Origin of the sequence: Pseudomonas sp. JQ170C (genome assembly GCF_035581345.1) — a bacterium.
Taxonomy (GTDB): domain Bacteria; phylum Pseudomonadota; class Gammaproteobacteria; order Pseudomonadales; family Pseudomonadaceae; genus Aquipseudomonas.
The window spans coordinates 57701-83185 of the sequence record NZ_CP141608.1 but is presented as its reverse complement, the minus strand read 5'-3'; the positions used below and the strand labels follow the sequence as shown (position 1 = coordinate 83185).

General features: G+C 62.4%; 26 protein-coding genes. 11 read left to right on the top strand and 15 right to left on the bottom strand.

Going from position 1 to position 25485, the window contains the following annotated elements; all coding sequences use genetic code 11:
* Positions 1-9: 9 nt before the first annotated feature.
* The 7 genes from U9R80_RS00415 to U9R80_RS00385 form a co-directional block, all read right to left on the bottom strand.
* Entirely contained in the window at positions 10-1629 is a 1620-nt protein-coding gene (locus U9R80_RS00415) for an EAL domain-containing protein (RefSeq protein WP_301839118.1), read from the bottom strand.
* Between the two features lie 75 nt (positions 1630-1704).
* On the bottom strand, positions 1705-2481 hold the full coding sequence (locus U9R80_RS00410) for an N-acetylmuramoyl-L-alanine amidase (protein ID WP_301839117.1): 777 nt from the start codon (positions 2479-2481) through the stop codon (positions 1705-1707).
* A gap of 61 nt (positions 2482-2542) precedes the next feature.
* Positions 2543-4474 (bottom strand): GGDEF domain-containing protein, encoded by a 1932-nt coding sequence (locus U9R80_RS00405; protein WP_301839115.1) that lies wholly within the window; start codon positions 4472-4474, stop codon positions 2543-2545.
* A gap of 28 nt (positions 4475-4502) precedes the next feature.
* Positions 4503-5357: an endonuclease/exonuclease/phosphatase family protein gene (locus U9R80_RS00400; protein ID WP_301839114.1), complete on the bottom strand. Its 855-nt coding sequence runs from the start codon at positions 5355-5357 to the stop codon at positions 4503-4505.
* Between the two features lie 12 nt (positions 5358-5369).
* A complete protein-coding gene (gene dsbA, locus U9R80_RS00395) occupies positions 5370-6002 on the bottom strand; it encodes a thiol:disulfide interchange protein DsbA (RefSeq protein ID WP_301839113.1) in 633 nt (210 codons plus the stop codon).
* Between the two features lie 173 nt (positions 6003-6175).
* Positions 6176-6793, bottom strand: a complete 618-nt coding sequence (locus U9R80_RS00390) for a c-type cytochrome (protein WP_301839112.1) — start codon at positions 6791-6793, stop codon at positions 6176-6178.
* A 33-nt stretch (positions 6794-6826) separates the two neighbouring features.
* Positions 6827-7129 (bottom strand): c-type cytochrome, encoded by a 303-nt coding sequence (locus U9R80_RS00385; protein ID WP_301839110.1) that lies wholly within the window; start codon positions 7127-7129, stop codon positions 6827-6829.
* 193 nt (positions 7130-7322) lie between these two features.
* Here U9R80_RS00385 and yihA point away from each other — a divergent pair, with 193 nt between their 5' ends.
* Positions 7323-7955: a ribosome biogenesis GTP-binding protein YihA/YsxC gene (yihA, locus tag U9R80_RS00380; protein WP_301839109.1), complete on the top strand. Its 633-nt coding sequence runs from the start codon at positions 7323-7325 to the stop codon at positions 7953-7955.
* Between the two features lie 301 nt (positions 7956-8256).
* Here the strand turns inward: yihA and polA are convergent, their stop codons facing one another.
* Positions 8257-11019 carry a DNA polymerase I gene (polA, locus tag U9R80_RS00375; RefSeq protein ID WP_301839108.1) on the bottom strand — a complete coding sequence of 921 codons (2763 nt, stop codon included), beginning with the start codon at positions 11017-11019 and terminating at the stop codon, positions 8257-8259.
* A gap of 74 nt (positions 11020-11093) precedes the next feature.
* Here polA and U9R80_RS00370 point away from each other — a divergent pair, with 74 nt between their 5' ends.
* Both U9R80_RS00370 and U9R80_RS00365 read left to right on the top strand, forming a co-directional pair.
* The gene (locus U9R80_RS00370) at positions 11094-11381 is read left to right on the top strand and encodes a DUF2782 domain-containing protein (protein ID WP_301839107.1); all 288 of its coding nucleotides are present in this window, start codon (positions 11094-11096) and stop codon (positions 11379-11381) included.
* Between the two features lie 64 nt (positions 11382-11445).
* The gene (locus U9R80_RS00365) at positions 11446-12396 is read left to right on the top strand and encodes a homoserine kinase (RefSeq protein ID WP_301839106.1); all 951 of its coding nucleotides are present in this window, start codon (positions 11446-11448) and stop codon (positions 12394-12396) included.
* Between the two features lie 66 nt (positions 12397-12462).
* On the opposite strand, the gene U9R80_RS00360 is transcribed toward U9R80_RS00365, so the two are convergent.
* Complete coding sequence (locus U9R80_RS00360) at positions 12463-13386, bottom strand: zinc ABC transporter substrate-binding protein (protein ID WP_301839104.1); 924 nt, start codon at positions 13384-13386, stop codon at positions 12463-12465.
* 66 nt (positions 13387-13452) lie between these two features.
* Between U9R80_RS00360 and zur the strand changes: the two genes are divergently transcribed.
* From zur to U9R80_RS00340, 4 genes are all read left to right on the top strand, one after another.
* Positions 13453-13935 (top strand): zinc uptake transcriptional repressor Zur, encoded by a 483-nt coding sequence (gene zur / locus U9R80_RS00355; RefSeq protein ID WP_028942642.1) that lies wholly within the window; start codon positions 13453-13455, stop codon positions 13933-13935.
* On the top strand, positions 13935-14714 hold the full coding sequence (gene znuC / locus U9R80_RS00350; RefSeq protein WP_301839102.1) for a zinc ABC transporter ATP-binding protein ZnuC: 780 nt from the start codon (positions 13935-13937) through the stop codon (positions 14712-14714). The genes zur and znuC overlap by 1 nt, the downstream gene beginning before the upstream one ends.
* The gene (gene znuB / locus U9R80_RS00345) at positions 14707-15489 is read left to right on the top strand and encodes a zinc ABC transporter permease subunit ZnuB (protein WP_301839100.1); all 783 of its coding nucleotides are present in this window, start codon (positions 14707-14709) and stop codon (positions 15487-15489) included. Before znuC ends, znuB begins: the two co-directional genes overlap by 8 nt.
* Positions 15490-15618: 129 nt before the next feature.
* Positions 15619-16332 carry a PA5502 family lipoprotein gene (locus U9R80_RS00340; protein ID WP_301839097.1) on the top strand — a complete coding sequence of 238 codons (714 nt, stop codon included), beginning with the start codon at positions 15619-15621 and terminating at the stop codon, positions 16330-16332.
* A gap of 36 nt (positions 16333-16368) precedes the next feature.
* Here U9R80_RS00340 and katE read toward each other — a convergent pair whose 3' ends face one another.
* Positions 16369-18507 carry a catalase HPII gene (gene katE / locus U9R80_RS00335; protein WP_324804570.1) on the bottom strand — a complete coding sequence of 713 codons (2139 nt, stop codon included), beginning with the start codon at positions 18505-18507 and terminating at the stop codon, positions 16369-16371.
* A 225-nt stretch (positions 18508-18732) separates the two neighbouring features.
* Here katE and U9R80_RS00330 point away from each other — a divergent pair, with 225 nt between their 5' ends.
* From U9R80_RS00330 to U9R80_RS00320, 3 genes are all read left to right on the top strand, one after another.
* Entirely contained in the window at positions 18733-19740 is a 1008-nt protein-coding gene (locus U9R80_RS00330; protein WP_301839094.1) for a methionine ABC transporter ATP-binding protein, read from the top strand.
* Positions 19740-20411 carry a methionine ABC transporter permease gene (locus U9R80_RS00325; protein WP_028942636.1) on the top strand — a complete coding sequence of 224 codons (672 nt, stop codon included), beginning with the start codon at positions 19740-19742 and terminating at the stop codon, positions 20409-20411. The genes U9R80_RS00330 and U9R80_RS00325 overlap by 1 nt, the downstream gene beginning before the upstream one ends.
* Before the next feature lie 62 nt (positions 20412-20473).
* A complete protein-coding gene (locus tag U9R80_RS00320) occupies positions 20474-21244 on the top strand; it encodes a MetQ/NlpA family ABC transporter substrate-binding protein (protein ID WP_301839091.1) in 771 nt (256 codons plus the stop codon).
* 65 nt (positions 21245-21309) lie between these two features.
* Here the strand turns inward: U9R80_RS00320 and U9R80_RS00315 are convergent, their stop codons facing one another.
* The 5 genes from U9R80_RS00315 to U9R80_RS00295 are packed head-to-tail and all read right to left on the bottom strand — an operon-like array spanning position 21310 to position 25214.
* Positions 21310-21942, bottom strand: a complete 633-nt coding sequence (locus U9R80_RS00315) for an SCO family protein (protein WP_301839090.1) — start codon at positions 21940-21942, stop codon at positions 21310-21312.
* Positions 21939-22838 (bottom strand): heme o synthase, encoded by a 900-nt coding sequence (gene cyoE, locus U9R80_RS00310; RefSeq protein WP_301839087.1) that lies wholly within the window; start codon positions 22836-22838, stop codon positions 21939-21941. The genes U9R80_RS00315 and cyoE overlap by 4 nt, the downstream gene beginning before the upstream one ends.
* Positions 22823-23905, bottom strand: a complete 1083-nt coding sequence (locus tag U9R80_RS00305; RefSeq protein WP_301839086.1) for a COX15/CtaA family protein — start codon at positions 23903-23905, stop codon at positions 22823-22825. The genes cyoE and U9R80_RS00305 overlap by 16 nt, the downstream gene beginning before the upstream one ends.
* A 9-nt stretch (positions 23906-23914) precedes the next feature.
* On the bottom strand, positions 23915-24508 hold the full coding sequence (locus tag U9R80_RS00300; protein ID WP_301839085.1) for a hypothetical protein: 594 nt from the start codon (positions 24506-24508) through the stop codon (positions 23915-23917).
* On the bottom strand, positions 24474-25214 hold the full coding sequence (locus tag U9R80_RS00295) for an SURF1 family protein (protein WP_301839084.1): 741 nt from the start codon (positions 25212-25214) through the stop codon (positions 24474-24476). The genes U9R80_RS00300 and U9R80_RS00295 overlap by 35 nt, the downstream gene beginning before the upstream one ends.
* A 63-nt stretch (positions 25215-25277) precedes the next feature.
* Between U9R80_RS00295 and U9R80_RS00290 the strand changes: the two genes are divergently transcribed.
* A complete protein-coding gene (locus U9R80_RS00290; protein ID WP_028942629.1) occupies positions 25278-25481 on the top strand; it encodes a twin transmembrane helix small protein in 204 nt (67 codons plus the stop codon).
* The last annotated feature ends 4 nt before the right edge of the window (positions 25482-25485 follow it).

Sequence of the window (25485 nt, the reverse complement as noted above, 5' to 3'; positions counted from 1 at the left end):
CGACGGGCCTCAGGCCTCGTCATCGATGCGCCGCGGCGCCATGCGTCGGCCCCGGGTGATCAGCTCCACGAACTGACGGGCACTGAGCGGATGGGCAAACAGCCAGCCTTGGCCATAGTTGACCCCCTCGCTATTGAGCAGCAGGGCCTGGTCTTCATACTCGATGCCTTCGGCAATCACCCTCAGCTGCAGGGCATGAGCCATGCGAATGATGTGCGGCGCCACGCCGCTGCTGGCGGCGTCATGCCCCAGGGCGTCGATGAACGCCTTGTCGATCTTCAAACAGTCCACCGGCAGCGTCTGCAAGTACGCCAGGCTGCAGTAGCCGGTGCCGAAATCGTCGATCAGCACCTGGTGGCCCACCGCCCGCAGGGCTTGCAGGTTGTCACGGGCAACCACCACGTCGATCAGGCCGCGCTCAGTCACCTCGAAGGCGATCTGACTGGCGGAAACATGGTGCAAGGCCAGTAATCGTGCCGCGACCCGACCAATCCTGGGCACCATCACATCGCATGCTGCCAGGTTGACCGAGATATAGAGCTGTCGGTTGGAGCGCAGCAGGTGACCGAGCTGCTCCAGCACGCGTTGCAGGACAAAATCGGTGATCTGCCGGATCTGGCCAGTGTTCTCCGCCAAAGGGATGAACAAATCGGGACTGGTCAGGGTGCCATCCGGCCGGCGCCAGCGCACCAAGGCTTCCGCCCCCACACAGCGACGACTGTTGAGCTCGAAAATGGGTTGATACAGCACCTGCAGCTCGCCCCGGCGCAAGGCCATCTGCAGTTCGGAGCTCATGGAGCGGCGCTGGCGGACCATCTGCAGCACCAGCCAGCCGATACACCAGGCCAATACCAGGCTGCCGGGGAACAACAGCCAAAGCACCCCGTTCATTTTCAGCGGCATGCTGGCCCGTGGCGCGATCAGCACCAGTTGATAGTCCGGCGATTTGGTCGGCATGCGGTAGATCAGCCGATCGGGTAGCTCCAGCAGTGCTTCCTTGGATGTGGGTGGCCAATGCGCGGACGGTGGCCAGGCCTGCGGCGGGCCCAGCACCGGGACTGCCCGCGTACCGTTGTCCAGCACAACAAGGAGGCTGCCCTCCGGCGGCAAATCGACCACATCGGTGATATGGCCGCGGGACGTCGCGACCAGGAACCTGCCACGCCCGAGCATCAACGCGGCAAGGTTATCGTCGGGTTCGGTAGTGGTGTTGAGCCAGTAGCTGTAGGTCGGGCCCTGGATGTCCGGTGGGCGCAGCGGATTGATGATGCGCTCACCAATGCGGTTGGAGCAGGCAACCGTGCCATCCACATAGGCGGCTTCGTAGACAAAGCGATAGCGGAACGCGATCTCCTGCAGCGTCCGTAGCATCGGGGCATCACAGCCGCGTACAGGTTGGGCCTGCAGCTCGTCGACCCCTTCGCGCAGTTGTCCGAAAACCTGCTCGAGGCGCTCGAGAAATCGCTCGCCCCTGGCGTTCATCTGCTCACTTTCGCTCTGCTGCATCTGATGCATGGCCACGCCGACGCTGGCAATAAGCAACAGGATTGCGCTGGCCGAAGCCGCGAGTGAGGCCAGTAACCAGGGGCGGTAGAACAAATGGCGCAGCATGGACAGAGCGGCTGACATCAAGAATCATCCCGTTGAATACCAAGAGGTATAGCAACTGGCGATCAAGTCAGCCTGTCCGTTGGGCGGCGCCTTTCATCGACGGTTGTTGAGCACCTGCAACATGGCCGCTGTTTGGGCGTCTGGCACCCCGTCAAAACGCTGGGGACGAAAGCGCATCTGGAACGCTGCCAGCACATGCTTGGTGCTGACGTCGTACACGCCGGTCTGCTCGATGGCATAGCCGAAGCGGGCCAATTGCTGCTGATACCAGGTGATGCTGGGCAGGTTGACGCTGAAGCGGGCTTGCTGCTGGGCCACTGCCCGGGCATCGGGCCAAACGCCCAGACCCGCATCCGCCAGGCGCTTCCAGGGGAACAACGGACCGGGGTCGAGCTTACGCAGCGGGGCAATATCGCTGTGGCCAATGATGTAGCGGGGCTGGATGTTGTTGCGTTGGACGATGTCCTTGAGCAAGGCGATCAGGGCCTGGATCTGCTCCTCGGTGTACGGATGCCAGACGCGTCCGGTCGGCGTGTCAGTGAAGCCTGGGTTGACGATCTCGATGCCGATCGAGCTGGAATTGAGCCAGGTTCGCCCGTCCCATTGGCTATCGCCGGCATGCCAGGCACGGCGGTTTTCATCGACCAACTGATAAATGGTCGCCGGCGAATCACCCACCAGGTAGTGACTGCTGACCTCGCCGTGGGTCAGCAGTTGCAGGGAACGCTCCAGGTTAGCGTTGGTGTAGTGCAGCACGACGAACTGTATGCGTCCGTCCTGGTTGGCCGAAGGGTGACTACGGTCGATCCGCAGGCCACTGCTGCAACCTGCCAGGGTCAGCAGCAGGAGCACGGTAATAAAGGCTTTCATGGAGAAGGGCACATGTGATGATCTGCAATGCAATAGCATAACGTATCCGCGCTGATGCCACTTATCCCTGTTCGACTCGGTTTCGACCCAGATGTTTCGCCCGGTACAGCGCTTCGTCGGCGCGCTTGAGCACGATGTCGCTGCGCTCGCCCGAACGGAAAGCACTGATGCCGATCGACAGCGTGATGGTGACGCGCTCGCCCTTGAAGTGGAATGGACAGGCTTCTATCGCCGCGCGCAGGGCTTCGGCCAGCTGGCAGCCCGCCGCCAGGGTTGTCTGCGGCACCAGCATCACGAATTCCTCGCCGCCGAAGCGGGCGATGAAATCCCTGGGGCGAAGGCGCTTGCGCAGTACATTGGCAACAATCTTGAGCACCTTGTCGCCGGCTAGGTGGCCATAGCTGTCGTTGATTCGCTTGAAATGGTCCAGGTCGAGAATGGCCATCAGCAGGTGCCCACCCTGTTCCTGCCAATGCGCAACCTCCTGATCGACCTGCTCGGACCAGGCCGCGCGGTTGGGCAGGCCGGTCAGGGGGTCGATCAAGGCTTTTTGCCGCTGCTCTTCCAGGTGTTCGCGATAGCCCATGGCTTCCTGCTCCATGCTCGCCACGCGCTCGGCCAGGCCGTGCAGGCGGCTGGCCATTTCCTGCTCACGCTGATCGCGTTGGTGCCTGTGGGCATCCATGGTGCCAAGCAAACCTTCAAGACGGCTTTCCAGGACGTGCTTGAGGCTGTCCAGGTCGGCAGCACCTTGCACGCTGCTTTGCAGGCCATCGACCTGCTCGCGCAATTGGTTATCCAGGTCGCGGGCGGCGCAGGTGTTGTCGGCATGGCCTTCGCTGGCTTCGTGCAAATGGCTCTGGAACGATTCGAGGCGTTCGTTGAGTTGCTGCAGGTAACGTTCAAATTCGTGCTGGCCGCTGTCGTTGATGGCCAGCATCAGCACTGCCAGGTCATCGAGCACCGGCAACAGTTCGTACCAGTTCAACCCGTGCTCCAGGCGTTCGCGCAAGGATTGCGCCTGTGCCTTGTAGCGTTCGGGCAAGGTCAGGTCGTCGAGCAGGCCGAGCAGTGTTTCCTCAATGTGCGTGGCGACCGAGCTGTAGGTGGGCTCGGTACCGTCAGGCAGCTCGAAGTGATCCGCAACCTCCTCGGGTTCGAGGCTGTCGGGCTGAGTGTCTGGTTGTGCGTGCAGGTCGTGTTCGGGCACTGCCGGCGCTGCATCCACGACTGCGACTGGATCGGGCTCGGGCAGAGGCGGTACTGGCTCAAGGTCGGGGACCAGCTGCGGCTCACTCAGCGGCTCCGCAGTCGCCTCATGCAGTGGCTCCAGGGGTTGCAGCGCATCTACGTCGGCAGTGGCGGCCCTGAGTTCGGCATCACCCTGAGCCTGCAGCGTCGATGCGGGATGGACGATGGTCTCAGGTACTGACCCGGCCATCGCCGGTTGCAGCATTTCAGCTTCTGCTTCGCGGGCACCAAACAACCGCTGCAACAAGCCTGGACGCGGCGCTTCTTCCGGCCGATCCAGGGCAGCGAGTGCCTGATCCTGCAAGCTGCTCAACTCGCCCAACAGCAAAGGCATTTCACGCGACTGGCTGGCGCGGACCTCGACTTGCTTGGCGAACTTCTTCAGCGCGCGGCTGACCTCATTGGGCAAGGGCATGCGCTGCAACTGGGTCACCAGTGCCATGAGTGCAGTGCCGACCTGGGCGATTCGGGTTTCGCGGCGCTGCTCGGAATCGAGCACGGCTTTTTCCAGCCGCGGGATCAGGCCGGCCAGGGCCGCGTCCATGTTGTCGGTGCGAATGACCTCGCGCATTTCCTTCATGCACTGGTCTACCGCGCGGTCGCTGCCTTCAGCGGCCAGGGTGCTGCGCACCAGGCCACGGCGCAAGAGGTCGAGACGGGCTTCCCAACGGCGCTCGAGCTTTTCTTGCTGTTCGATACTCTTGAGGTACTTTTCTTTCCAGCGCTGGGCTTCGTCGGTCATGCCTGGGTCCGCAGAGGGGTGATGGCAATTAGCTCAAAGCGGGCAGCGTATCCACAGCGAGGGCATCAGGCAAACGAATCTCAACCGCGACCGGAAGATGATCGGAAATGGGCTGGGCCAGCACCTCGACCCGTTCCAGGGTCAGGCTCGGGCTGAGCAGAATATGATCAAGGCAGCGCTGCGGCCGCCAGCTGGGGAAGGTGGCTTGCACCTGGGGAGCGACCAGGCCCAGGTCGCGCAGTGGCGAGTGCTGGAGCAGGTCGTTGGCGTGGGTATTCATGTCGCCCATCAGCACCTGATGGCGATAGCCGCCGATTAACTCACGGATGTAGGCCAACTGCAGGGCACGGGTCTTGGACCCCAGGGCCAGGTGCATCATGACGACTACCAGCGCATCTTCGCCTTCGCCAAACCGCACCAGGATCGCACCGCGACCGGCCGGGCCGGGCAGGGGGTGATCTTCGAGTAGTTGGGGTTTGAGTCGGCTGAGGACGCCGTTGCTGTGCTGGGCAAATCGCCCGAGGTTGCGATTGAGCTGCTGGTACCAGTAGGGGAAGGCACCCAGTTGGGCCAGGTGTTCGACCTGATTGACGTACCCGGAACGCAGGCTGCCACCATCGGCTTCCTGCAGCGCCACCAGGTCGAAGTCGCCCAACAGCTCGCCGATTTTCTGCAAGTTGCCGGCACGCCCATTGTGCGGCAGCAGGTGCTGCCAGCTCTTGGTCAGGTAGTGCCGGTAACGCTCGGTGCTGATGCCGACCTGGATATTGAAACTGAGCAGCCGCAGCCGGCCATCCTCTGGCAGGCCGTTGGCCTGCAGGTGATGTTCGTTGACTCGCGGATCGTGCAAGCCAACGCCTCGCTCAGTTCTCCACCGGCGCATGGTAGTCGCCGCTTACTTGGCGGCGCGCTCCTTGGCAATCAGTTGGTCGGCGACATTCAGCACGCCTTGTGGGCCTTGGGCTGTGCCCAGGTCAAAGCGGTACTTGCCGTTGACGACCATGCTCGGAACGCCGGTGATTTCGTACTTCTTGGCCAGTTCCTTGGCTTTCTGCACCTGGCCTTTGATGGCAAAGGAGTTGAAGGTCGCGAGGAACTTGTCCTTGTCGACGCCTTGGGTGGCGAGGAAGGCGGCCATGTCTTCAGGCTTGGTCAGTTGCTTGCGCTGATTCTGGATGGCATCGAAAACGGCGGCGTGCACGTCATGCTCGACACCCATCGCCTCGAGGGTCAGGAACATCTGGCCGTGGGCATCCCATGGGCCACCGAACATGGCCGGAATGCGCTTGAAGTTGACGTCGGCGGGCAGCTTCTCGGCCCACGGATTCACAACCGGCTCAAAGCTGTAGCAGTGCGGGCAGCCATACCAGAACAGCTCGACCACTTCGATCTTGCCAGGCACCGACACCGGTACCGGGTTGCTCAGCTCGATGTACTGCTTGCCGGCTTCGATAGGCTCTGCGGCCTGGGCAGTGATACCGAATACGCTGGCGGCGACCAGCGTGGCGCTGAGAATCAGATTACGCATGCTTCACTCCTGAGCAGTCAATTTGGTCGCCTCGACGCGACCTGTCTTAAGACAGGTCGAGGCGGGCCCGAGTTCGTTAGTGTAACGGCAGCGGGCACAAAAAAGGGCGGCCAAAGCCACCCTTTTCATCTTCACGCCGCAGTATTAACCCTGCGTTAACGTTACTGCGCGGATCAGTGCAGACCCTGGATGTAGCTGGACAGCGCTTCGATGTCCTTGTTGCTCAACTTGGAGGCAATGGTCCGCATGGTGGTGGCGTCGCCATCGTTGGTGCGGTTGCCTTCGCGGAAGTCGGTCAGTTGCTTGGCGACATAGCTGGCGTGCTGGCCACCCAGGTGCGGGAAGCCGGCCAGGGCAATGCCTGCGCCGTTAGGCGAGTGACAGCCGGTGCACGATGGCAGGCCTTTTTCGACGTCGCCGCCGTTGAACAGTGCGCGGCCACGCTCGACCAGCTTCGGATCAGCCGCACCCACGCTGCCTTTCTGGCTGGAGAAATAGGCGGCGATGTCGGCCAGGTCCTGGTCGCTGAAGGCGGCCAGCATGCCGGTCATTTCCAGCACGGTGCGCTTGCCCGACTTGATGTCGTGCAATTGTTTTTCCAGGTACTTTTCACCCTGGCCTGCAAGTTTAGGGAAGTTCGGCGCCAGGCTATTGCCGTCCGGATTGTGGCAGGCGCCACATACAGCAGTTTTGGCCTGACCAGCAGCGGCATCCCCTTTGATAGGCTCTGCGGCATTGGCGACACCGGTGATGCCCAAGGTCAACAGCAGACTCACGAGTAGTTTGTTCATCAGCTAATCCAACTACGGCTAAGGGTGAAAGAGTTATGTATCGGGACGCTGGCTCATCCACTGGATGATCGCCTGGTAGTCCTCGGCACTGCAGTCCATGCACAATCCACGCGGCGGCATAGCCTTGAAACCCTGGGTGACATGCACCACCAGTACCTCCATACCCTGCGCCAGTCTTGGCTCCCAGGCTCCACGGTCACCCACCTTCGGTGCCTGTGGCAGCTGCCCGGCGTGACAAGCCGCACAACTGCGGTTGTACAACGCCTCGGGATCCTGTGTAGCCTGAGCGCTGAAAAACGGTATCAAGACACCGACAACAAGCAGCCATTTCGTCATGCGAACGACCTTTCAGGGTTGGGGGCTGCACTGCGTTCTAATGCGCAAGCTTGAATCCGAAGCCCCCGTGCACATCCTCCTACGCTGGGATAATGCGCACACAAAATCTGGGGCATTATATACTCCCGTTACTGAAACGGAAACGACACCGCTTGCCGAGCCAGCCTCTGGCAACACCCACACCGGATATCCCATGCAAGTCAAAAACCCCATCCTCGGTCTCTGCCAACAGGCCAAATTCGCCCTCAGCGCTGCCAAGGTCGACCAATGCCCGGATGACCAGGGCTATGAAGTGGCCTTCGCCGGCCGCTCCAACGCCGGTAAGTCCAGCGCCCTGAATACCCTGACCCACGCCAGCCTGGCGCGCACCTCGAAAACCCCAGGGCGCACCCAGCTGTTGAACTTCTTCAGTCTGGACGATGAACGGCGTTTGGTCGACTTGCCGGGTTACGGTTATGCAAAAGTGCCGATTCCGCTCAAGCAACACTGGCAGAAGCACCTGGAGGCCTACCTGGGCAGCCGCGAGTGCCTGAAGGGCCTGATCCTGATGATGGACGTGCGCCACCCGATGACCGACTTCGACAAGATGATGCTCGATTGGTCCCAGGCTGCCGGCATGCCGATGCATATCCTGCTGACCAAGGCCGACAAGCTGACCTTCGGCGCAGCCAAGAACACCCTGCTCAAGGTGCAGTCGGAAATCCGCAAGGGTTGGGGTGAGGCCGTGACCATCCAGCTATTCTCGGCGCCCAAGCGCCAGGGCCTGGAAGAAGCCTACGGCGTGCTGGCCAAGTGGATGGAACTGGCCGACAAGCCCGCAGAATAAGGGCTGCCCGGTAAACGCCGGGCAAAAAAAACCCCGGACTTCGTATGGGGAGGGGGAAGTTCGGGGTTCAAGTTCCGGACCGCTAGGGCGGGGTCCAGATATCTGCCAACACTTAACACAACATAGGAGCATCGAAGGGCTTCACCAGCCATTCAGTTACTCTGAGTCGCAGTTCACCGGTTTAGTTCCGGACGTTTAAAAACTATTTGCGATAAGAGAGAAATTTCTCTCCCTGCCGGGTCATAAACCCTAAAAAGCCGCGACGATATGCCGCAGCTTTTCTCCGATTTTCGCCGCGTTTTTAGTGCGCTTCGTCCCAGTTTGCCCCCACTCCGACCTCAACCAGCAACGGAACATCCAGTTGAGCGGCATTGCTCATGTGCGGACGTATCTGTTCGCGTACCTGATCGATGAGGTCTTCACGCACCTCGAGCACCAGTTCGTCGTGCACCTGCAGGATCACCCGGGCATCAAGACCTGACTCGGTGAGCCAGTTATCCACGGCCACCATGGCGCGCTTGATGATATCGGCTGCGGTGCCCTGCATCGGCGCGTTGATCGCCGTACGCTCGGCGCCTTTGCGCAGGGCCGGGTTCTTGGCGTTGATCTCCGGCAGGTACAGACGACGACCGAACAGCGTCTCGACGAAACCTTGCTCGGCAGCCTGCGCACGCGTGCGCTCCATATAGGCCAGCACGCCTGGGTAACGGGCGAAGTAGCGGTCGATGTAAGCCTGGGACTGTTTGCGATCGACACCAATCTGCTTGGCCAGACCAAAGGCACTCATGCCATAGATCAGACCGAAGTTGATCGCCTTTGCGCTGCGCCGCTGGTCGGAAGTGACATCGGCAAGCTCAACACCAAACACCTCGGCCGCCGTGGCGCGGTGTACGTCCAGGTCGTTGCGGAAGGCATGCAGCAAACCTTCGTCCTTGGCCAGGTGGGCCATGATGCGCAGCTCGATCTGCGAGTAGTCCGCCGCCAGCAGCTTGTAGCCCGGCGCGGCAACGAACGCCTGGCGGATACGCCGGCCTTCGGCGGTACGGATAGGGATGTTCTGCAGGTTCGGGTCGCTGGACGACAAACGGCCCGTTGCGGCCACCGCCTGTTGATAAGAGGTATGGATACGCCCGGTGCGCGGATTGATCTGCTCGGGCAAGCGGTCGGTGTAGGTACTTTTCAGCTTGCTCAAGGAGCGGTACTGCATCAGCACCTTGGGCAGCGGGAAGTCCATCTCGGCAAGCTCTGCCAACACCGCTTCAGCGGTCGAGGCCTGGCCTTTGGCGGTCTTGCTCAGCACTGGCATGCCGAGCTTGTCGTAAAGGATCACGCCGAGCTGCTTGGGCGACCCCAGGTTGAACTCTTCACCGGCGATCTCGAACGCCTCGCGCTCCAGCTCAACCAGCTTGTCGCCCAGCTCCACGCTCTGAATGCCCAGCAGCTTGTCATCCACCAGCGCCCCCTGGCGTTCGATCTTGGCCAGCACCGGCACCAGCGGCATTTCGATGTCGGTCAGCACCGGCAGCACACTCGGTACCTTGGCCAGCTTCTGCTGCAGGACCTGATGCAGGCGCAGGGTCACGTCGGCGTCTTCGGCAGCGTACGGGCCGGCCTGTTCCAGAGGGATCTGGTCGAAGGTCAACTGCTTGGCGCCCTTGCCGGCAATGTCCTGGAAACCGATGGTGGTGTGGTTCAGGTACTTGAGCGCCAAGCTGTCCATGTCGTGACGGGTGGCCGTGGAGTCGAGTACGTAGGACTCGAGCATGGTGTCGTAGGCCACACCCTGCATCAGAATGCCGTTGGCGATATCGCCGCCGATGGCGCAGTTGGCCAGGATGTTCATGTCGTACTTGGCGTTTTGCCCGACCTTGAGTTTGGTCGGGTCCTCCAGCAGCGGCTTGAGCGCCAGCAACACGCTGTCGCGGTCCAGCTGCTCGGGCACGCCCATGTAGGAATGGGTCAGCGGTACGTAGGCGGCTTCATGGGCCTGCACAGCGAACGACAGACCGACCAACTGCGCCTGTTGCGCATCCAGCCCGGTGGTCTCGGTGTCGAAGGCGAACAGCGGCGCCTGGCGCAGCCTTTCCAGCCACGCATCAAAACGCGCCTGATCGAGGATGGTCTCATACCGGGCTTCGACGACAGGCTCAGGCTCATCGGCGACGATCTCCTGGCCTGCGCGTTTCGCCTCGCGCTGGACTTCATCGATCCAGCTCTTGAACTCCATTTCCGAGTACAGCTCGAGCAGTGCCTCACGGTCCGGCTCACCGCACACCAGCGCGTCGACTTCCACGTCCAGTGGCACGTCGATCTTGATGGTTGCCAGCTCGTAGGAGAGGAAGGCCGCATCGCGGTGCTCTTCAAGCTTGGCCGGCAGCGTCTTGGCGCCACGAATGGCCAGCCCCGGCACCTTGTCGAGGTTTTCATAGAGGTCACGCAGACCGCCACCGATGCCGGTCAGCAGGCCCACCGCGGTCTTCTCGCCCACCCCCGGTACGCCCGGAATGTTGTCGACCTTATCGCCCATCAAGGCGAGAAAATCGATGATGTGCTCAGGACCGACACCGAATTTCTCATGCACGCCAGGCACGTCCAGCACAGTGCCGGTCATGGTGTTGACCAGGGTAATGTGGCCGTCGACCAGCTGGGCCATGTCTTTATCACCCGTGGAGATGATCACCGGGCGTCCAGCAGCGGCACTGCTGCGGGCCAGAGTGCCGATCACATCGTCGGCTTCGACACCTTCGACGCACAGCAGCGGGTAGCCCAGGGCACGAACGCTGGCATGCAGTGGTTCGATCTGCACCCGCAGGTCATCGGGCATGCTCGGGCGGTTGGCCTTGTACTCGGCGAACATCTCATCGCGGAACGTGCCGCCTTTGGCGTCGAACACCACGGCGAACAGGCTGTCCGGGTATTGCTTGCGCAGGCTCTTGAGCATGTTCAGCACGCCTTTGACCGCACCGGTCGGCATGCCCTTGGAAGTGGTCAGCGGCGGCAGCGCGTGAAAGGCACGGTAGAGGTATGAGGAACCGTCCACCAGGACGAGGGGAGCTTGGCTCATGTGCAGAATCAACCTTTTCGACGGGCCCGGCGCTAGAATGTCCGGAACATTGACGACAAAGGGACAAGGTTATCATGCGTACACTAAATCGCCTGTTGCTGCTCGGCCTGTTGGCGGTCACGCCAGTCGTCACACTGGCTGCGGATGACGCGCCAACGGCCGATCCAGATGTAACCATTCGCACGGAAGGCGATAAGACCATTCAGGAATACCGCCAGAATGGTTTTCTGTATGCCATCAAGGTCACGCCGAAAGGCGGCAAACCTTACTTCCTGGTACGCGCCGATGGTTCGGAGGGCAACTTCATTCGCTCCGACCAGCCGGACATGCTGATTCCCTCGTGGAAAATCTTCGAGTGGTAACGCGTACCCCTAATATCAACCTGGCACTTCCCTGCAGAAGTGCCCGTATGGGCAATTTTTGATCATGTCAGTCTTCACCCCCCTGACCCGGCCTGAGCTGGAAACCTTTCTGGCGCCGTACGGCCTGGGTCGCCTGCGGGACTTCCAGGGCATTGCCGCCGGAACCGAGAACAGCAATTTTTTCGTCAGCCTCGAACAGGGTGAGTTCGTGCTGACGCTGGTCGAGCGCGGGCCGATCCAGGACCTGCCGTTCTTCATCGAACTGCTCGACGTGCTGCATGAAGCAGACCTGCCGGTGCCCTATGCCTTGCGTGGCAACGACGGCGTGGCCTTGCGCGAGCTGGCCGGCAAACCGGCGCTGCTGCAACCACGCCTGCCGGGCAAGCACATCAAGGTCGTCAACAACCAGCACTGTGTACAGATCGGCGAACTGCTCGGCCATCTGCACCTGGCCACCCGCGACAAGGTGCTGGAGCGCAAGACCGACCGTGGCCTGGACTGGATGCTGGAGACCGGCGCCGAGCTGATGCCGCGCCTGAACCCGGAGCAACGCCAGCTGCTGCAGGCTTGCCTGGGCGAAATCGAGGAACACAAGGCGCAGATCATGGCCCTGCCGCGTGCCAACCTGCACGCCGACCTGTTCCGCGACAACGTGCTGTTTGAAGGCACCCACCTGACCGGCTTGATCGACTTCTACAACGCCTGCTCCGGGCCAATGCTCTATGACCTGGCCATCACCCTCAACGACTGGTGCTGCGACAATGCCGGGAAGATCGACGGCCCACGGGCTCGGGCGCTGCTGGGGGCTTATGCTGCGCTGCGGCCGTTCACCTCGGCCGAGGCCCATCTGTGGCCAGTGATGTTGCGCATTGCCTGCGTGCGGTTCTGGCTGTCGCGTCTGATTGCGGCGGAGTCGTTCGCCGGAATGGACGTGCTGATCCACGATCCGGCCGATTTTGAAGTGCGCCTGGCAGCACGCCAGCACGTAGAGACTGCTTTGCCGTTCGCCTTGTAAAACCAGCGCGGGGCAAGCCCGCTCCTACCAATGTTGTAGGAGCGGGCTTGCCTCGCGATCAAGGCGCTAGAGCTTCTCCAGACACCCCGCCAAATCGTTCCCCAGCTTCTCCAGCAACTGCTCATACCCCTGCGCACTGACCGGTGCCATCCCGCCCAACGCATCCAGCTCAGCCAAGGTAACCGGCAACCCGGCCGTCAACGTCTCGGCCAACCGCGGGCGCAGCGGCGGCTCGCTGAACACACAGGTCTTGCCCACCTCCTGCAGGCGCTTGCGCATGGCCGCCACATGCTGGGCACCCGGCTGCACTTCAGCCGCCACGCTGAAAACGCCCGTGTGCTTCAAGCCGTAGGCCGATTCAAAGTAATCGAAAGCCTCGTGGAACACGAAGTAGGGCTTGCCACTGATACCGGCCAGGCGCTTCTTCAAGCGCGCATCCAGGGCATCCAGACGCTCGCCGAAGGCCTTCAGGTTGCTCTGGTAGCGGGCCGCATTGGCAGGATCGGCAGCGCTCAGGTCGCTGGCCATCTTCGCGGCGATCACCCGGGCATTGACCGACGACAGCCACAGGTGAGCATCCAGGCTGCCAGGGCGGTGATCGTGATCATGCTCGTCGGCATCGTCGTCGTGATCGTGGGAGTGGCTGTCTTCACCGAAGTGACGCAACTGCAAGCCCGGCAGGCCCTGCACGGCAATGCTCGGCTTGCTGCGGCCCTTGAGCACCCGTGGCAGGAATCCTTCCATGTCCGGCCCGATCCAATACAGCAGATCGAAATCATTGACCCGCCGTACGTCGGAAGGACGCAGCGCATAATGGTGCGGGGACGCCCCCGGCGGGAGCAGCACTTCAGGGCTGCCTACGCCATCCTGAACCGCCGCAGCGATCTGTTGCAGCGGCTTGATGCTGGTCAGGACACGGACTTCGGCCTGTGCCTGGGCCATCACCAGGGTGGCGATAAAAGCGACAAATAGGGCAAAAAATCGGGACACGATGACCACTCAAAGGGGCAGGAACAGGTAACATAATAACGTCTCTAATCAGAACCGTCGCCGCCCATGCCTAAAACCCCGCTGGCCAACCGCCCCCACGACCACTCCCATTGCGTCCACAGCGCCCTGGCCGAGGCCGATGCCCTGTGCGCGCGCCAGGGCCTGCGCCTGACTGCCTTGCGCCGCCGTGTGCTGGAGCTGGTCTGGCAGAGCCACAAGCCACTGGGCGCCTACGACATCCTCGCCGTACTGAGCGAGCAGGACGGTCGCCGGGCAGCGCCGCCGACGGTCTACCGCGCCCTGGATTTCCTCCTGGAAAACAGCCTGGTGCACCGTATCGCATCGCTCAACGCCTTCATGGGCTGCAGCCACCCGGAACATGCCCACCAGGGCCAGTTCCTGATCTGCCGCGCGTGCCATGTGGCGATCGAGCTTGAGCAAACCAGCATCAGCGACGCCATTGTTGCCAGCGCCAAGGATGTCGGCTTCAGCGTCGAGACGCAGACCGTCGAAGTCGTCGGCCTGTGCGGCAACTGCCGGAGCGCCTGATGAACAATGCGTTGATTCGCCTTGAACAGGTTGGCGTGGCCTTCTCCGGCCAGGCGGTGCTCGACAGCATCGACCTGGCAGTGGAGCCCGGGCAAATCGTTACCCTGATCGGTCCTAACGGCGCCGGCAAGACTACCCTGGTGCGCGCCGTACTCGGCCTGCTCAAGCCGCATACCGGCAAAGTCTGGCGCAAACCGCGTCTGCGCATCGGCTACATGCCGCAAAAACTGCAAGTGGATGCGACCCTGCCACTGTCGGTACTGCGCTTTTTGCGCCTGGTACCGGGTGTCGATCGGGCCGCAGCGCTGTCGGCACTCAATGAGGTCGGCGCCGAGCAAGTGATCGACAGCCCGATCCAGACGATTTCCGGTGGTGAAATGCAGCGCGTGCTGCTGGCCCGCGCCCTGCTGCGCGAACCTGAACTGCTGGTGCTCGACGAACCGGTGCAAGGTGTCGATGTGGCCGGCCAGGCCGAGCTGTACAGCCTGATTACCCGTCTGCGCGACCGCCATGGCTGCGGCGTGCTGATGGTGTCCCATGACCTGCACCTGGTCATGAGCACCACCGACCAGGTGGTCTGCCTGAACCGCCACGTCTGCTGCTCTGGGCACCCGGAACAGGTCAGCGGTGACCCGGCCTTTGTCGAGCTGTTCGGCAGCAATGCGCCAAGCCTTGCGATCTACCATCACCATCACGACCACGACCACGACCTGCATGGGTCGGTGGTTACCCCGGCCCAAGGCGGGCACGTACACGGAGAACACTGCAAGCATGGCTGATTTTCTGCTTTATGCCCTGCTCGCAGGCCTGGCCCTTGCCGTGGTTGCTGGTCCCCTGGGCTCCTTCGTGGTCTGGCGGCGCATGGCCTATTTTGGCGACACCCTGTCTCACGCCGCACTGCTGGGCGTAGCCCTGGGCTTTGTGCTGGATATCAGCCCGGCGCTGGCGGTCACGGTCGGCTGCCTGCTGCTGGCGATCCTGCTGGTGACCCTGCAACAACGCCAACCGCTGGCTTCCGACACCCTGCTGGGGATTCTCGCCCCGAGCACCCTGTCGCTGGGCCTGGTGGTACTGAGCTTCATGCACGATGTGCGCATTGACCTGATGGCCTACCTGTTCGGTGACCTGCTGGCGATCAGTCCGGGCGACCTGGCCTGGATCCTGGGTGGCAGCGCCGCGGTGCTGCTGTTGCTGGTGGCGCTGTGGCGGCCGCTGCTGGCGGTCACCGTGCACGAAGAGCTGGCCATGGTCGAAGGCCTGCCGGTGGCGGCGCTGCGCCTGGCACTGATGCTGTTGATTGCTGTGGTGATCGCCGTGGCGATGAAGATCGTCGGTGTGCTGCTGATCACTTCGCTGCTGATCATCCCGGCTGCTGCGGCCCAGCGTCACGCCCGCTCGCCCGAGCAAATGGCCCTGGGCGCCAGCCTGCTGGGGGTGACCGCGGTGTGTGCAGGCCTGGCGCTGTCCTGGTTCAAGGACACCCCGGCCGGACCTTCGATCGTGGTCTGTGCAGCAGTGCTATTCTTGCTGAGCCTGGCCTGGCCCCGGCGCTGACCCGCAGGGTGCAGCCCCGGCGGTTGCACCCTGTAGCCTCTAAATCATGCAGGGCCTCAAGAATTATTTTCGAGTCTGCAGACTGGGTGTAGACTTGCTCGCTTTTTGCGCAAATAGAGAGTCGCAGGAATGAAGCCGTTCGCCTCCCGTTATCTGCTCCTTGCCGCGTTTTCCCTGATCCTGGCTGCGTGCTCCAGCACCCCGGCCGACAACGCCGCAGCCCCTGTTCAGGCCGATGCCTGGCAGCAGTTGGAGCAAAGCATTGCCAGCAGCGAGCTGGCCACCGCTGAAGATCAGTTGGCCGCGCTGCAGGCCCAGTCGCCCAACGACAGCCGTGTCGAGCAATACCAGCGCCAGTTGGCCGAAGCCTATCTGCAACGCAGCCAGATCGTTCTGCAGAAGGGTGATGTCAATGCAGCCGCCACGGCCTTGAGCCGTGCCCGGGCGCTTATGCCCAAAGCCCCAGCGCTCACCGGCGGGGTCAACGGTGCCATTGCCCAGGCCCGCAAGGCGGAACTGGAAAAGGCCGAAGCGGCCCTCAAGGCTGCCGAAGCCCGGCCCAAGGCCCGGGTCATCGACCCAACCGCACCGAGCACGGTCGTCGCGCTTAAAACGCGCAACATTGCGCAGATGCGCAAGCAACTCGATGACATCGCCGCCGACGTGGTGAATTATCAGTGCGACGTGGTGTTCCAGGTGCCGCGAAAGGATGACGCACCGTGGCTCAAGACCCTGCTGAGCAAGCGCGTGAGCAAGCTCGACAGCGGGTTTGCCCTGAAGCAGTCCCACGAGATCCACCGCGACCAGCCTGCCCAGGCGGTTCTGGTACCCCGCCGTCCATAAGTGAACGGGTGCCCGCACGGGCACCCTTATCCCGCCCTAGGCCGGAATCGCCTGGGCTGCAGCCTCCCGCTCCCACACCCGATGCTTGCTGATGGCCTTGATGAACGCCTGGTAGGTACTCGGGTCGTCGCCCAACAGCAAGCCGCTATCGGTTTTCAATCCCAAGGTGTCGAGCAATTCCTGGGCCTCTTTGGCCAACCCCATCGGTTTGAGGTGCTTGTAGGCTTCGAGCAGGAAGTGCAGCGCCACGCCGTTGCCCGACAGCGCCTGCAACGACGCCTTGCCGGCCGGCACCCACAGCGCATCGAATGCCACCGACGGCAGCCCCTCCATCGAGGCATCCACCGCCAGCGCTTGCCCCTGGGCGGTCTTGACCGCAGCCGAGGTCGGGCCAAGCAGCTTGATCTGGGCACTTTCGGCTTCCAGCGCCTTGACCAGCGCATCGACACTGTCGCCATCCACCCCGTCGGCCACCAGCACCGCCACCTTGCGCCCCCTGATGCCCTTGCCCAGCAGGTTCAACTGACTCAGGGCAGGGGATTTCTTCAACTGGGTCTCAGGCACTTGCACGGTGCCTTTCTTCGGCGCGGGCAGCCCGAGATTCTCGGCCACCCGCTTGGCCAGCGTCAGGTCGATATTGGCAAGGATCTCGTTCACTTCCCGTGCACGGATGTGCTCACGCTCCACCTTGCCCAGCTCGAAGCTGTAGGCACTGATGATGTGCTCCTGCTCAGTCTTGCTCATGCTGTTGAAGAACAACCGCGCTTGAGAGAAGTGGTCGGCGAACGAGGGGCTGCGCTGCCGCACCTTGTGGGCCTCGATCCGCTCAGGGTACGACTCGAAGCCACCGTCGCTGGCCGCCGGCGGCGTTTCCTGCGGCCAACCGCCATCAATCGAATTGGGTTCATACGAAGCGCGCCCCTTGTCCAGCGTCACCCGGTGCTGCGCGTCGCGCTGGCCGTTGTGATTGGGCGCCAGCGGGCGGTTGATCGGGATTTCGTGGAAGTTGGGCCCGCCCAGGCGGCTGATCTGGGTATCGGTGTAGGAGAACAGCCGGCCCTGCAACAGCGGATCGTTGGAAAAGTCGATACCGGGGACGATGTGCCCGGGGCAGAAGGCGACCTGTTCGGTTTCGGCGAAAAAGTTGTCGGGGTTGCGGTTGAGCACCATCTTGCCCAGGGGCGTCACCGGCACCAGCTCTTCGGGGATGATCTTGGTCGGGTCGAGCAGGTCGAAGTCGAATGTGTGCTCGTCCGCCTCCGGAACGATCTGCACGCCGAACTCCCATTCCGGGTAATTGCCGGTTTCAATCGCTTCCCAAAGGTCTCGGCGGTGATAGTCAGTGTCCTTGCCGGCCAGCTTCTGCGCTTCATCCCAGAGCAGCGAACAGACACCCGCCACGGGCTTCCAGTGAAACTTGACGAAGTGCGACTCGCCCTTGGCATTGATCATGCGGAAGGTGTGCACGCCAAAGCCCTGCATGGTGCGCAGGCTTTTCGGGATGGCCCGGTCGGACATCGCCCAGATCACCATGTGCGCCGACTCCGGCACCAGCGAGACAAAGTCCCAGAACGTGTCATGGGCCGAGCCGCCCGTAGGCATTTCGTTGTGGGGCTCGGGTTTTACCGCATGGACGAAGTCCGGGAACTTGATCGCGTCCTGGATGAAAAACACCGGCATGTTGTTGCCCACCAGGTCGAAGTTGCCTTCCTCGGTGAAGAACTTGACGGCAAAACCACGTACGTCTCGTACGGTATCGCCGGAGCCGCGTGGGCCCTGGACGGTGGAGAACCGCACGAACACCGGGGTGATTTTCTCGGGGTCCTGCAGGAACCCGGCCTTGGTCAGCGCGGCATGGGACTGGTAGGCCTGGAAGTAGCCATGAGCGCCGCTTCCCCGGGCATGGACGATGCGCTCGGGAATACGCTCGTGGTCGAAGTGCGTGATCTTCTCACGCATGATGAAGTCTTCCAGCAGCGATGGGCCGCGGTCTCCGGCCTTCAGGGTGTTCTGGTTGTCGGCAACCTTCACTCCCTGATTGGTGCGCAAGCCCTGGCCGGTGGCGTCGCTGCGAAAGGCTTCCAGGCTCTGCAGCTTGGCATTGGTGTTGGCCCGGTCCGGGGTCTGGGTGCCGGCCAGTTGACTTTCCTTGGGCGGATTCTTCTTGCTGGGCATTGGAACGCTCTCCTCGATCAGTCTCGGTTCGACCCCACGGCGGGCCCTTTCAGTAGTGACTGGCCGGGCGCGGCGAGCGTTCATTCGGATTGACCACTGATCGCGTTATTCCCGTAGCATTGGTCTCTTACGAAATAAATGCTAAGAACCTCTATACGAACAGGCTAAAATGCGCGCCCGGCTAACCGCTGACCAAATTTCCATGCGCCCCACAAGGTTCGCTACGTGATCGAGTTTCAAAATGTACATAAAACCTACCGCGTCGCCGGTAGGGACATCCCCGCGCTGCACCCGACCAACCTGAGTGTCGAAGACGGCCAGGTGTTCGGACTGATCGGCCATTCCGGTGCCGGTAAAAGTACCCTGCTGCGCCTGATCAACCGCCTGGAAGCACCAAGCGGCGGCAAGATCATTGTCGACGGTGAAGACGTCACCGCCTTCAACGCCAACGACCTGCGTCGCTTCCGCCAGCAAGTCGGGATGATCTTCCAGCACTTCAACCTGCTGGCCTCCAAGACCGTCGCCGACAACGTCGCGCTGCCACTGATCCTGGCCGGCGAGCTGTCGCGCAAGGACATCGACGCCCGCGTCAGCGAATTGCTGGCCCGTGTCGGCCTGGCGGACCATGCCAAAAAGTACCCGGCGCAGTTGTCCGGCGGCCAGAAGCAGCGCGTCGGCATCGCCCGCGCCCTGGCTACCAAGCCGAAGATCCTGCTGTGCGACGAGGCCACCAGTGCGCTCGACCCGCAAACCACGGCCTCGGTGCTGCAATTGCTGGCCGAGATCAACCGCGAGCTGAAACTGACCATCGTGCTGATCACCCATGAAATGGACGTGATCCGCCGGGTCTGCGACTGCGTGGCGGTCATGGACGCCGGGAAGATCGTCGAGCAGGGCCCGGTCGCCGATGTGTTCCTGCACCCGCAGCACCCGACCACCAAGCGTTTCGTCCAGGAAGACGAGCAGGTCGACGAAGCCGAACAGCGCGACGACTTCGCCCACGTGCCAGGCCGGATCATCCGCCTGACCTTCCAGGGCGACGCTACCTACGCGCCGCTGCTGGGCACCGTGGCCCGGGAAACCGGTGTGGACTACAGCATCCTCGCAGGCCGCATCGACCGCATCAAAGATACCCCTTATGGGCAGCTGACCCTGGCCGTCACCGGCGGCGACATGGAAGCGGCATTCGCCCGCTTCACAGCGGCTGATGTTCATATGGAGGTACTGCGTTAATGGAATTCCTGAGTTTCTTTGCCAACGTCGACTGGGCCGAAATCTGGCTGGCCACCGTCGATACCATGATCATGCTGTTCGGCTCGCTGTTCTTCACCGTGCTGCTGGGCCTGCCTCTGGGCGTGCTGCTGTTCCTCTGTGGCCCGCGCCAGTTGTTCGAGCAGAAGGGCGTGTATGCGTTGCTGTCGCTGGTGGTCAACATCCTGCGCTCGCTGCCGTTCATCATCCTGCTGATCGTGATGATCCCGTTCACGGTGCTGATCACCGGCACCTCGCTAGGTGTCGCCGGGGCTATCCCGCCGCTGGTGGTCGGTGCTACGCCGTTCTTTGCCCGCCTGGTGGAAACCGCCCTGCGCGAGGTCGACCGCGGCATCATCGAGGCAACCCAGTCGATGGGCGCCACCACTCGCCAGATCATCATGAATGCCCTGTTGCCAGAAGCCCGTCCGGGTATCTTCGCGGCCATCACCGTTACCGCCATTACCCTGGTGTCCTACACCGCCATGGCCGGTGTGGTGGGCGCGGGCGGCCTGGGCGACCTGGCGATTCGCTTTGGATACCAACGTTTCCAGACCGACGTCATGATTGTCACCGTGGTCCTGCTGCTGATCCTGGTTCAAGTACTGCAGAGCGTGGGCGACAAACTGGTTGTGCATTTTTCCCGTAAGTAACCCCATGGGTCGGCGACGCCGACGCACCGGGGGCCGGACCGGCCCTCACAAGGAGTGATTTGATGAAAAAGCTGCTTGCTGTTGTTGCCGCCGTCGCGGCCTTCTCGGCCCAGGCCGAGACCCTGACCGTGGCCGCCACCCCGGTGCCGCACGCCGAGATCCTCGAGTTCGTCAAACCAGCCCTGGCCAAAGAAGGCGTGGACCTGAAGGTGAAAGTGTTCACCGACTACATCCAGCCGAACGTACAGGTTGCCGAAAAGCGCCTGGACGCCAACTTCTTCCAGCACCAGCCGTACCTGGATGAGTTCAACAAGGCCAAGGGTACCCACCTGGTCAGCGTTGCCGGCGTGCATCTGGAGCCTCTGGGCGCCTACTCCAGCAAGTACAAGAAGCTCGACGAGCTGCCGTCGACCGCCACCGTGGTCATTCCCAACGATGCCACCAACGGCGGCCGTGCCCTGCTGCTGCTGGACAAGTCCGGTGTGATCAAGCTCAAGGACAACACCAACATTCTGTCCACCGTCAAAGACATCACCGAGAACAGCAAGAACCTCAAGTTCCGTGAACTGGAAGCGGCGACCATCCCGCGTGTGCTGACCCAGGTCGACCTGGCGCTGATCAACACCAACTACGCGCTGGAAGCCAAGCTGAGCCCTGAGAAGGACGCACTGGTCATCGAAGGCAGCGACTCGCCTTACGTGAACATTCTGGTAACCCGGGAAGACAACAAGGATGCCGAGGCAGTGAAGAAGCTGGTCGCAGCCCTGCACACCCCGGAAGTGAAGAAGTTCATCGAAGAGAAGTACAAAGGCGCGGTCAAGCCGGCGTTCTGATCCCGAACCGATCGCGGGGCAAGCCCGCTCCTACCGCGTAGGAGCGGGCTTGCCCCGCGATGCTTTTAGTCCCGCTTCACCAACCCTGGCAACTGAGCAACCAGCTTCTGGTTGTTGAAGGGCGCACGAATGAACCCGCGCTGCTTGCCGTCCGGTCCGATGACCGCCAGGTTGCCACTGTGGTCAACCGTATAGTTCGGCTTGCTGGTATCGGCCGGAATGAACGGGATGCTCACCGCGTTGGCCAACTTCTGAATGTTCTCCAGTGAGCCGGTCAGCCCACGGAAATCCTTGTCGAAATAGCCCAGGTACTGCTGCAACTGCGCCGGTGTGTCGCGGTTGGGGTCAACGCTGACCAGAATGACCTGCAACCGATCGGCAGCCTCTTTGGGCAATTCACTTTTCACCTGGCGCAACTGGGCGAGGGTGGTCGGGCAGATGTCCGGGCAGAAGGTGTAGCCAAAGAACAGCAGCGACCACTTGTCCTTGAGCTCATCCACCGCCACGGCCTGACCTTTCTCGTCGGTCATTTCCAGGCTCGGCACGGTGCGGCTTTGCGGCAGCAGAATGATGCCCGCGTCGATCAGTTCGGTAGGGTTGCCCTCGCTGCGGCCATTGAGCACCTTGTTGACGGTAAGCCCGAGGATCACGGCGACCAGGGCAACGAGGATGAAGACGGTTTTCTGGGTTCGAGTCATAGGTTCAACAGTAGGTAGTGGTCTACAAGCAGCGCGATGAACAACAGGAACAGGTACCAGATAGAGTACTTGAAGGTCTTGATCGCCGCGTGCGGCCGACTGCCACGGTACAACACCCAGGCCCATTGCAGGAAGCGCGCGCCCAGCACCACGGCGCAGGCCAGGTACAGCAACCCGCTCATGTGAATGACGAAGGGCAGCAGGCTGACCGCCAGCAGCACCAGGGTGTACAGCAGGATATGCACCTTGGTGTAGTGCTCGCCATGGGTCACCGGCAGCATCGGGATATCCGCCTTGGCGTACTCTTCCTTACGGTGGATGGCCAGGGCCCAGAAGTGCGGCGGTGTCCAGGCAAAGATGATCAGCACCAGCAGCAATGGCTCGGCACTGATGTGCCCGCTGATCGCCACCCAGCCCAACAGTGGCGGCGCCGCACCGGCCAGACCGCCAATGACGATGTTCTGGGGCGTGGCACGTTTTAGAAAGCCGGTGTAGATCACCGCATAACCCAACAACGAGGCCAGCGTCAGCCAGGCGGTGAGGGCGTTGGTGAACACCAGCAACAAGGCCATGCCCGACAGCGCCAGCAACAAGGCAAAGATCAACGCCGCAGCGGGCGCTACCCGCCCTTCGGCCAGGGGCCTTTTATGGGTGCGGGCCATCAATGCATCAATGCGCCGGTCGACCACATGATTGACCGCCGCCGCCGCGCCCGCGCAGCAGGCGATGCCCAGGTTGCCGAACAGCAATACCGTCCACGGCACGCCGGCGCGGGTGGCGAGGAACATGCCCACCAGCGAGGTGATCAACATCAGTACCACCACCTTGGGCTTGGTCAGCTCCAGGTAGTCGCGCCAGCCCGCCTGCAGCCTGCGCTCACTCAGAAGCGTCGCCATGCGTTATCTCCCAGATAATGACCTGCACCGCCCGTGCTGAGCGGTGTCAGGCGCCAGCCCTGGCTGACCCGTCGCGCCTTGGCCCTGGCCACCACGCGAATGCGGTAATTGACCAGCACCATGCACAGCAACAGCATGGCGCCCCCGGCGTTATGGGCCACGGCGACCGCCAGCGGCAGGTGGAACAGCACATTGCTGATGCCCAGGCCGATCTGCACGGCCAGCGCCAGCAGCACCAGCCGCGCCAATTTGCTCAGGCCGTGGCGGTGCAGTTTCCAGCTCAGCAGCAACAGCACACCGGTGACCATCAGCGCACCCAGGCGATGGCTGATATGAATGGCGGTGCGTGCATCGCTGTCCAGTTGCCCGCCCAGGTAGTTGGGGCCGATGTGCTGGGTCAGATGGAATCCGTTGGCGAAATCGGCCTCGGGCCACCACTGGCCATGGCAGGTGGGCAGGTCGATACAGGCCACGGCCGCGTAGTTGGCGCTCACCCAACCGCCCAGGGCGATCTGCCCGATCACCACCAGCAAGGCCAGGGCCGCAATGCGCCGTACACTCAAGGGCAGCCGGGGCAAGGGCGGAAATGCCCGCGACAGGCGCACGCTCAACAAGAACAGCAGGCTCAAGGTGGCAAAGCCCCCTAACAGATGTGCAGTGACCACCTGCGGCCACAGCTTGAGCGTCACCGTCCACATGCCGAAGGCCGCCTGGGTGAACACCACGCCAAGCAGCATCAGGGGCAGGCGATAAGGTTGGCCGTCTCGCCCATGGCGACGCCAGGCTTGCCAGGCGAGCAGGGTAATCACCAGCGCCAGGGTGCCGGCGAAGTAGCGGTGGACCATCTCGTTACGACCCTTGTGGGCTTCCACCGGCGTGTCCGGGAAGTGCAACTCGGCATGGGCAAGCTGCGCCTCGGTCTTGGGTACGCTGATAAAGCCGTAGCACCCGGGCCAGTCGGGGCAACCCAGGCCGGCATGGGTGAGGCGGGTGTAGGCACCGAGCAGGACGACCACCAGTGCCAGCAAGGTGGCGAACACAGCGAGGCGAAATCCAGGTCTGGCCATGGTGAAGTCCTACCCGATATTGGACAGTTTCAGCAGATGGCGCAGGTCATTGAGCAAGTCCTTGCCCTTGACCCTGGCGTCGTAGCGCAGCACCAGGTTGCCGTGGGGATCGACGATCCACAGTTGGGCATCCTGCTTGCCCTGGCTCGCCGCGTCGTATTTGCCCAGGTCCAGCGGATAACGCTGCAACTGCGGGTATTCACGCTCAAGGCGGGCTTGATAGTCGGCATTCACCGGTTGCGCAGTGGCCAGGGCGTGGCTGGCACGGCTGGCATCACGGCCCAGTCCGATCTGGATCTGCCGCGCCAGGTACACCAGTTGCTGGCAGTCCAGGCCGCAGTCTTTGGGCGCACTGACCAGCAACTGCCAGCGCTGCTCGTCGGCGCTCACACCCAAGTCGGCGCGGTTCTGGCCGTTGCCGATCATCTCCCCGTGGTAGCTGCGACTGTCCGGCACCCAGAACTGGAACTTGTACATGCCGGTCGCCAGCAGCATCGGGCCGATCACCACCAGCAGGATCAGCACCAGTTGCAGGCGCCCGCGGGCGCGCCCTGACGGCGTCTTGCCTTCAGACATGTTGAGTGGACTCGTGACGACTCCCATGCTGTTTCTCCTTGTTTTTATGCCAGCCGAAGTAGAGGTAAAGCAGCACCAGTGCCAGCGCCAGGGCAAACCACTGCACGGCGTAGCCCAGGTGTTTTTCCGGGCCCATGGCGACTACCGGCCAGTCCAGCCGGTAGCTGGCCGGGCCCGGTTCCAGGCGCAGTTCATGGACAAAACCTTCGCGAGACAACTGCGACCAGAGGTGCCCGGCGTCGATGGCTGTCAGCAACCGCGGCCAGGTGCCGCCTTCAGGGTCGGCGTGCAGTTGAAAGGTGGCGCCGGGCGCCACATACACCCAGGCGTCCAGGCTCAGTGTCTGCTCTGGCGTATTGAACTGCACGGGATTGCGCCGATCCGGCCAGGGCAGCCAGCCGCGGTTGACCAGCAGCCACAGGCCACTGGCCTGATCGAGAAAAGGTTGCAGCAGCTCGACGCCGACCTTGCCCTCACGCATGCGGTTATCGAGCAGCAAGCTATGTTGGGGATCGAAATGGCCAAACAAATGCACCCGGCGATACGCCGGGTCTGGTAACTGCGACAGCTGTGCTACGCCCAGCGGCTCACTGGCCTGGCGCTCGGCATAGCTGGCGAGCAGGGCGCGTTTTTGCTCGGCGCGCCCCAATTGCCAGCAGCCCAAGGCGATCAGGCCGGGCAGCAGCATCAGCACCACCAGGGTCGGCACCCAGCCCGGGCGAAATGGCTTCACCCGGTCACCCCATGGTCAATCGCTATACTTAAGGTCATCGATGCATCCCCCCGGAGTTTCGCCATGCTTAAAGCCGCGATTGTCCTGATGCTGCTGGCTACCATCGCCAGCCTGTTCAGTGGCCTGTTCTTTCTGGTCAAGGACGACGGACACTCCACGCGCCTGCTCAAGGCCCTGACGGTGCGGGTGACCCTCGCTGCACTGACCCTGGCGCTGATTACCTGGGGCTTCTACAGCGGACAGCTGGTCTCCCACGCGCCGTTCTGAACAC

What these genes read in the sequence shown, in the direction of transcription:
- U9R80_RS00400 (WP_301839114.1), bottom strand. Translation starts at nt 5,357, where the DNA reads ATGCGCCGGTGGAGAACTGAGCGAGGCGTTGGCTTGCACGATCCGCGA.
- U9R80_RS00370 (WP_301839107.1), top strand. Translation starts at nt 11,094, where the DNA reads ATGCGTACACTAAATCGCCTGTTGCTGCTCGGCCTGTTGGCGGTCACG.
- U9R80_RS00390 (WP_301839112.1), bottom strand. Translation starts at nt 6,793, where the DNA reads ATGAACAAACTACTCGTGAGTCTGCTGTTGACCTTGGGCATCACCGGT.
- U9R80_RS00385 (WP_301839110.1), bottom strand. Translation starts at nt 7,129, where the DNA reads ATGACGAAATGGCTGCTTGTTGTCGGTGTCTTGATACCGTTTTTCAGC.
- yihA (WP_301839109.1), top strand. Translation starts at nt 7,323, where the DNA reads ATGCAAGTCAAAAACCCCATCCTCGGTCTCTGCCAACAGGCCAAATTC.
- cyoE (WP_301839087.1), bottom strand. Translation starts at nt 22,838, where the DNA reads ATGGCGACGCTTCTGAGTGAGCGCAGGCTGCAGGCGGGCTGGCGCGAC.
- U9R80_RS00410 (WP_301839117.1), bottom strand. Translation starts at nt 2,481, where the DNA reads ATGAAAGCCTTTATTACCGTGCTCCTGCTGCTGACCCTGGCAGGTTGC.
- U9R80_RS00300 (WP_301839085.1), bottom strand. Translation starts at nt 24,508, where the DNA reads ATGGGAGTCGTCACGAGTCCACTCAACATGTCTGAAGGCAAGACGCCG.
- katE (WP_324804570.1), bottom strand. Translation starts at nt 18,507, where the DNA reads ATGCCCAGCAAGAAGAATCCGCCCAAGGAAAGTCAACTGGCCGGCACC.
- U9R80_RS00405 (WP_301839115.1), bottom strand. Translation starts at nt 4,474, where the DNA reads ATGACCGACGAAGCCCAGCGCTGGAAAGAAAAGTACCTCAAGAGTATC.
- U9R80_RS00415 (WP_301839118.1), bottom strand. Translation starts at nt 1,629, where the DNA reads ATGTCAGCCGCTCTGTCCATGCTGCGCCATTTGTTCTACCGCCCCTGG.
- znuB (WP_301839100.1), top strand. Translation starts at nt 14,707, where the DNA reads ATGGCTGATTTTCTGCTTTATGCCCTGCTCGCAGGCCTGGCCCTTGCC.
- U9R80_RS00305 (WP_301839086.1), bottom strand. Translation starts at nt 23,905, where the DNA reads ATGGCCAGACCTGGATTTCGCCTCGCTGTGTTCGCCACCTTGCTGGCA.
- znuC (WP_301839102.1), top strand. Translation starts at nt 13,935, where the DNA reads ATGAACAATGCGTTGATTCGCCTTGAACAGGTTGGCGTGGCCTTCTCC.
- zur (WP_028942642.1), top strand. Translation starts at nt 13,453, where the DNA reads ATGCCTAAAACCCCGCTGGCCAACCGCCCCCACGACCACTCCCATTGC.
- U9R80_RS00325 (WP_028942636.1), top strand. Translation starts at nt 19,740, where the DNA reads ATGGAATTCCTGAGTTTCTTTGCCAACGTCGACTGGGCCGAAATCTGG.
- polA (WP_301839108.1), bottom strand. Translation starts at nt 11,019, where the DNA reads ATGAGCCAAGCTCCCCTCGTCCTGGTGGACGGTTCCTCATACCTCTAC.
- U9R80_RS00340 (WP_301839097.1), top strand. Translation starts at nt 15,619, where the DNA reads ATGAAGCCGTTCGCCTCCCGTTATCTGCTCCTTGCCGCGTTTTCCCTG.
- U9R80_RS00290 (WP_028942629.1), top strand. Translation starts at nt 25,278, where the DNA reads ATGCTTAAAGCCGCGATTGTCCTGATGCTGCTGGCTACCATCGCCAGC.
- U9R80_RS00365 (WP_301839106.1), top strand. Translation starts at nt 11,446, where the DNA reads ATGTCAGTCTTCACCCCCCTGACCCGGCCTGAGCTGGAAACCTTTCTG.
- U9R80_RS00320 (WP_301839091.1), top strand. Translation starts at nt 20,474, where the DNA reads ATGAAAAAGCTGCTTGCTGTTGTTGCCGCCGTCGCGGCCTTCTCGGCC.
- dsbA (WP_301839113.1), bottom strand. Translation starts at nt 6,002, where the DNA reads ATGCGTAATCTGATTCTCAGCGCCACGCTGGTCGCCGCCAGCGTATTC.
- U9R80_RS00315 (WP_301839090.1), bottom strand. Translation starts at nt 21,942, where the DNA reads ATGACTCGAACCCAGAAAACCGTCTTCATCCTCGTTGCCCTGGTCGCC.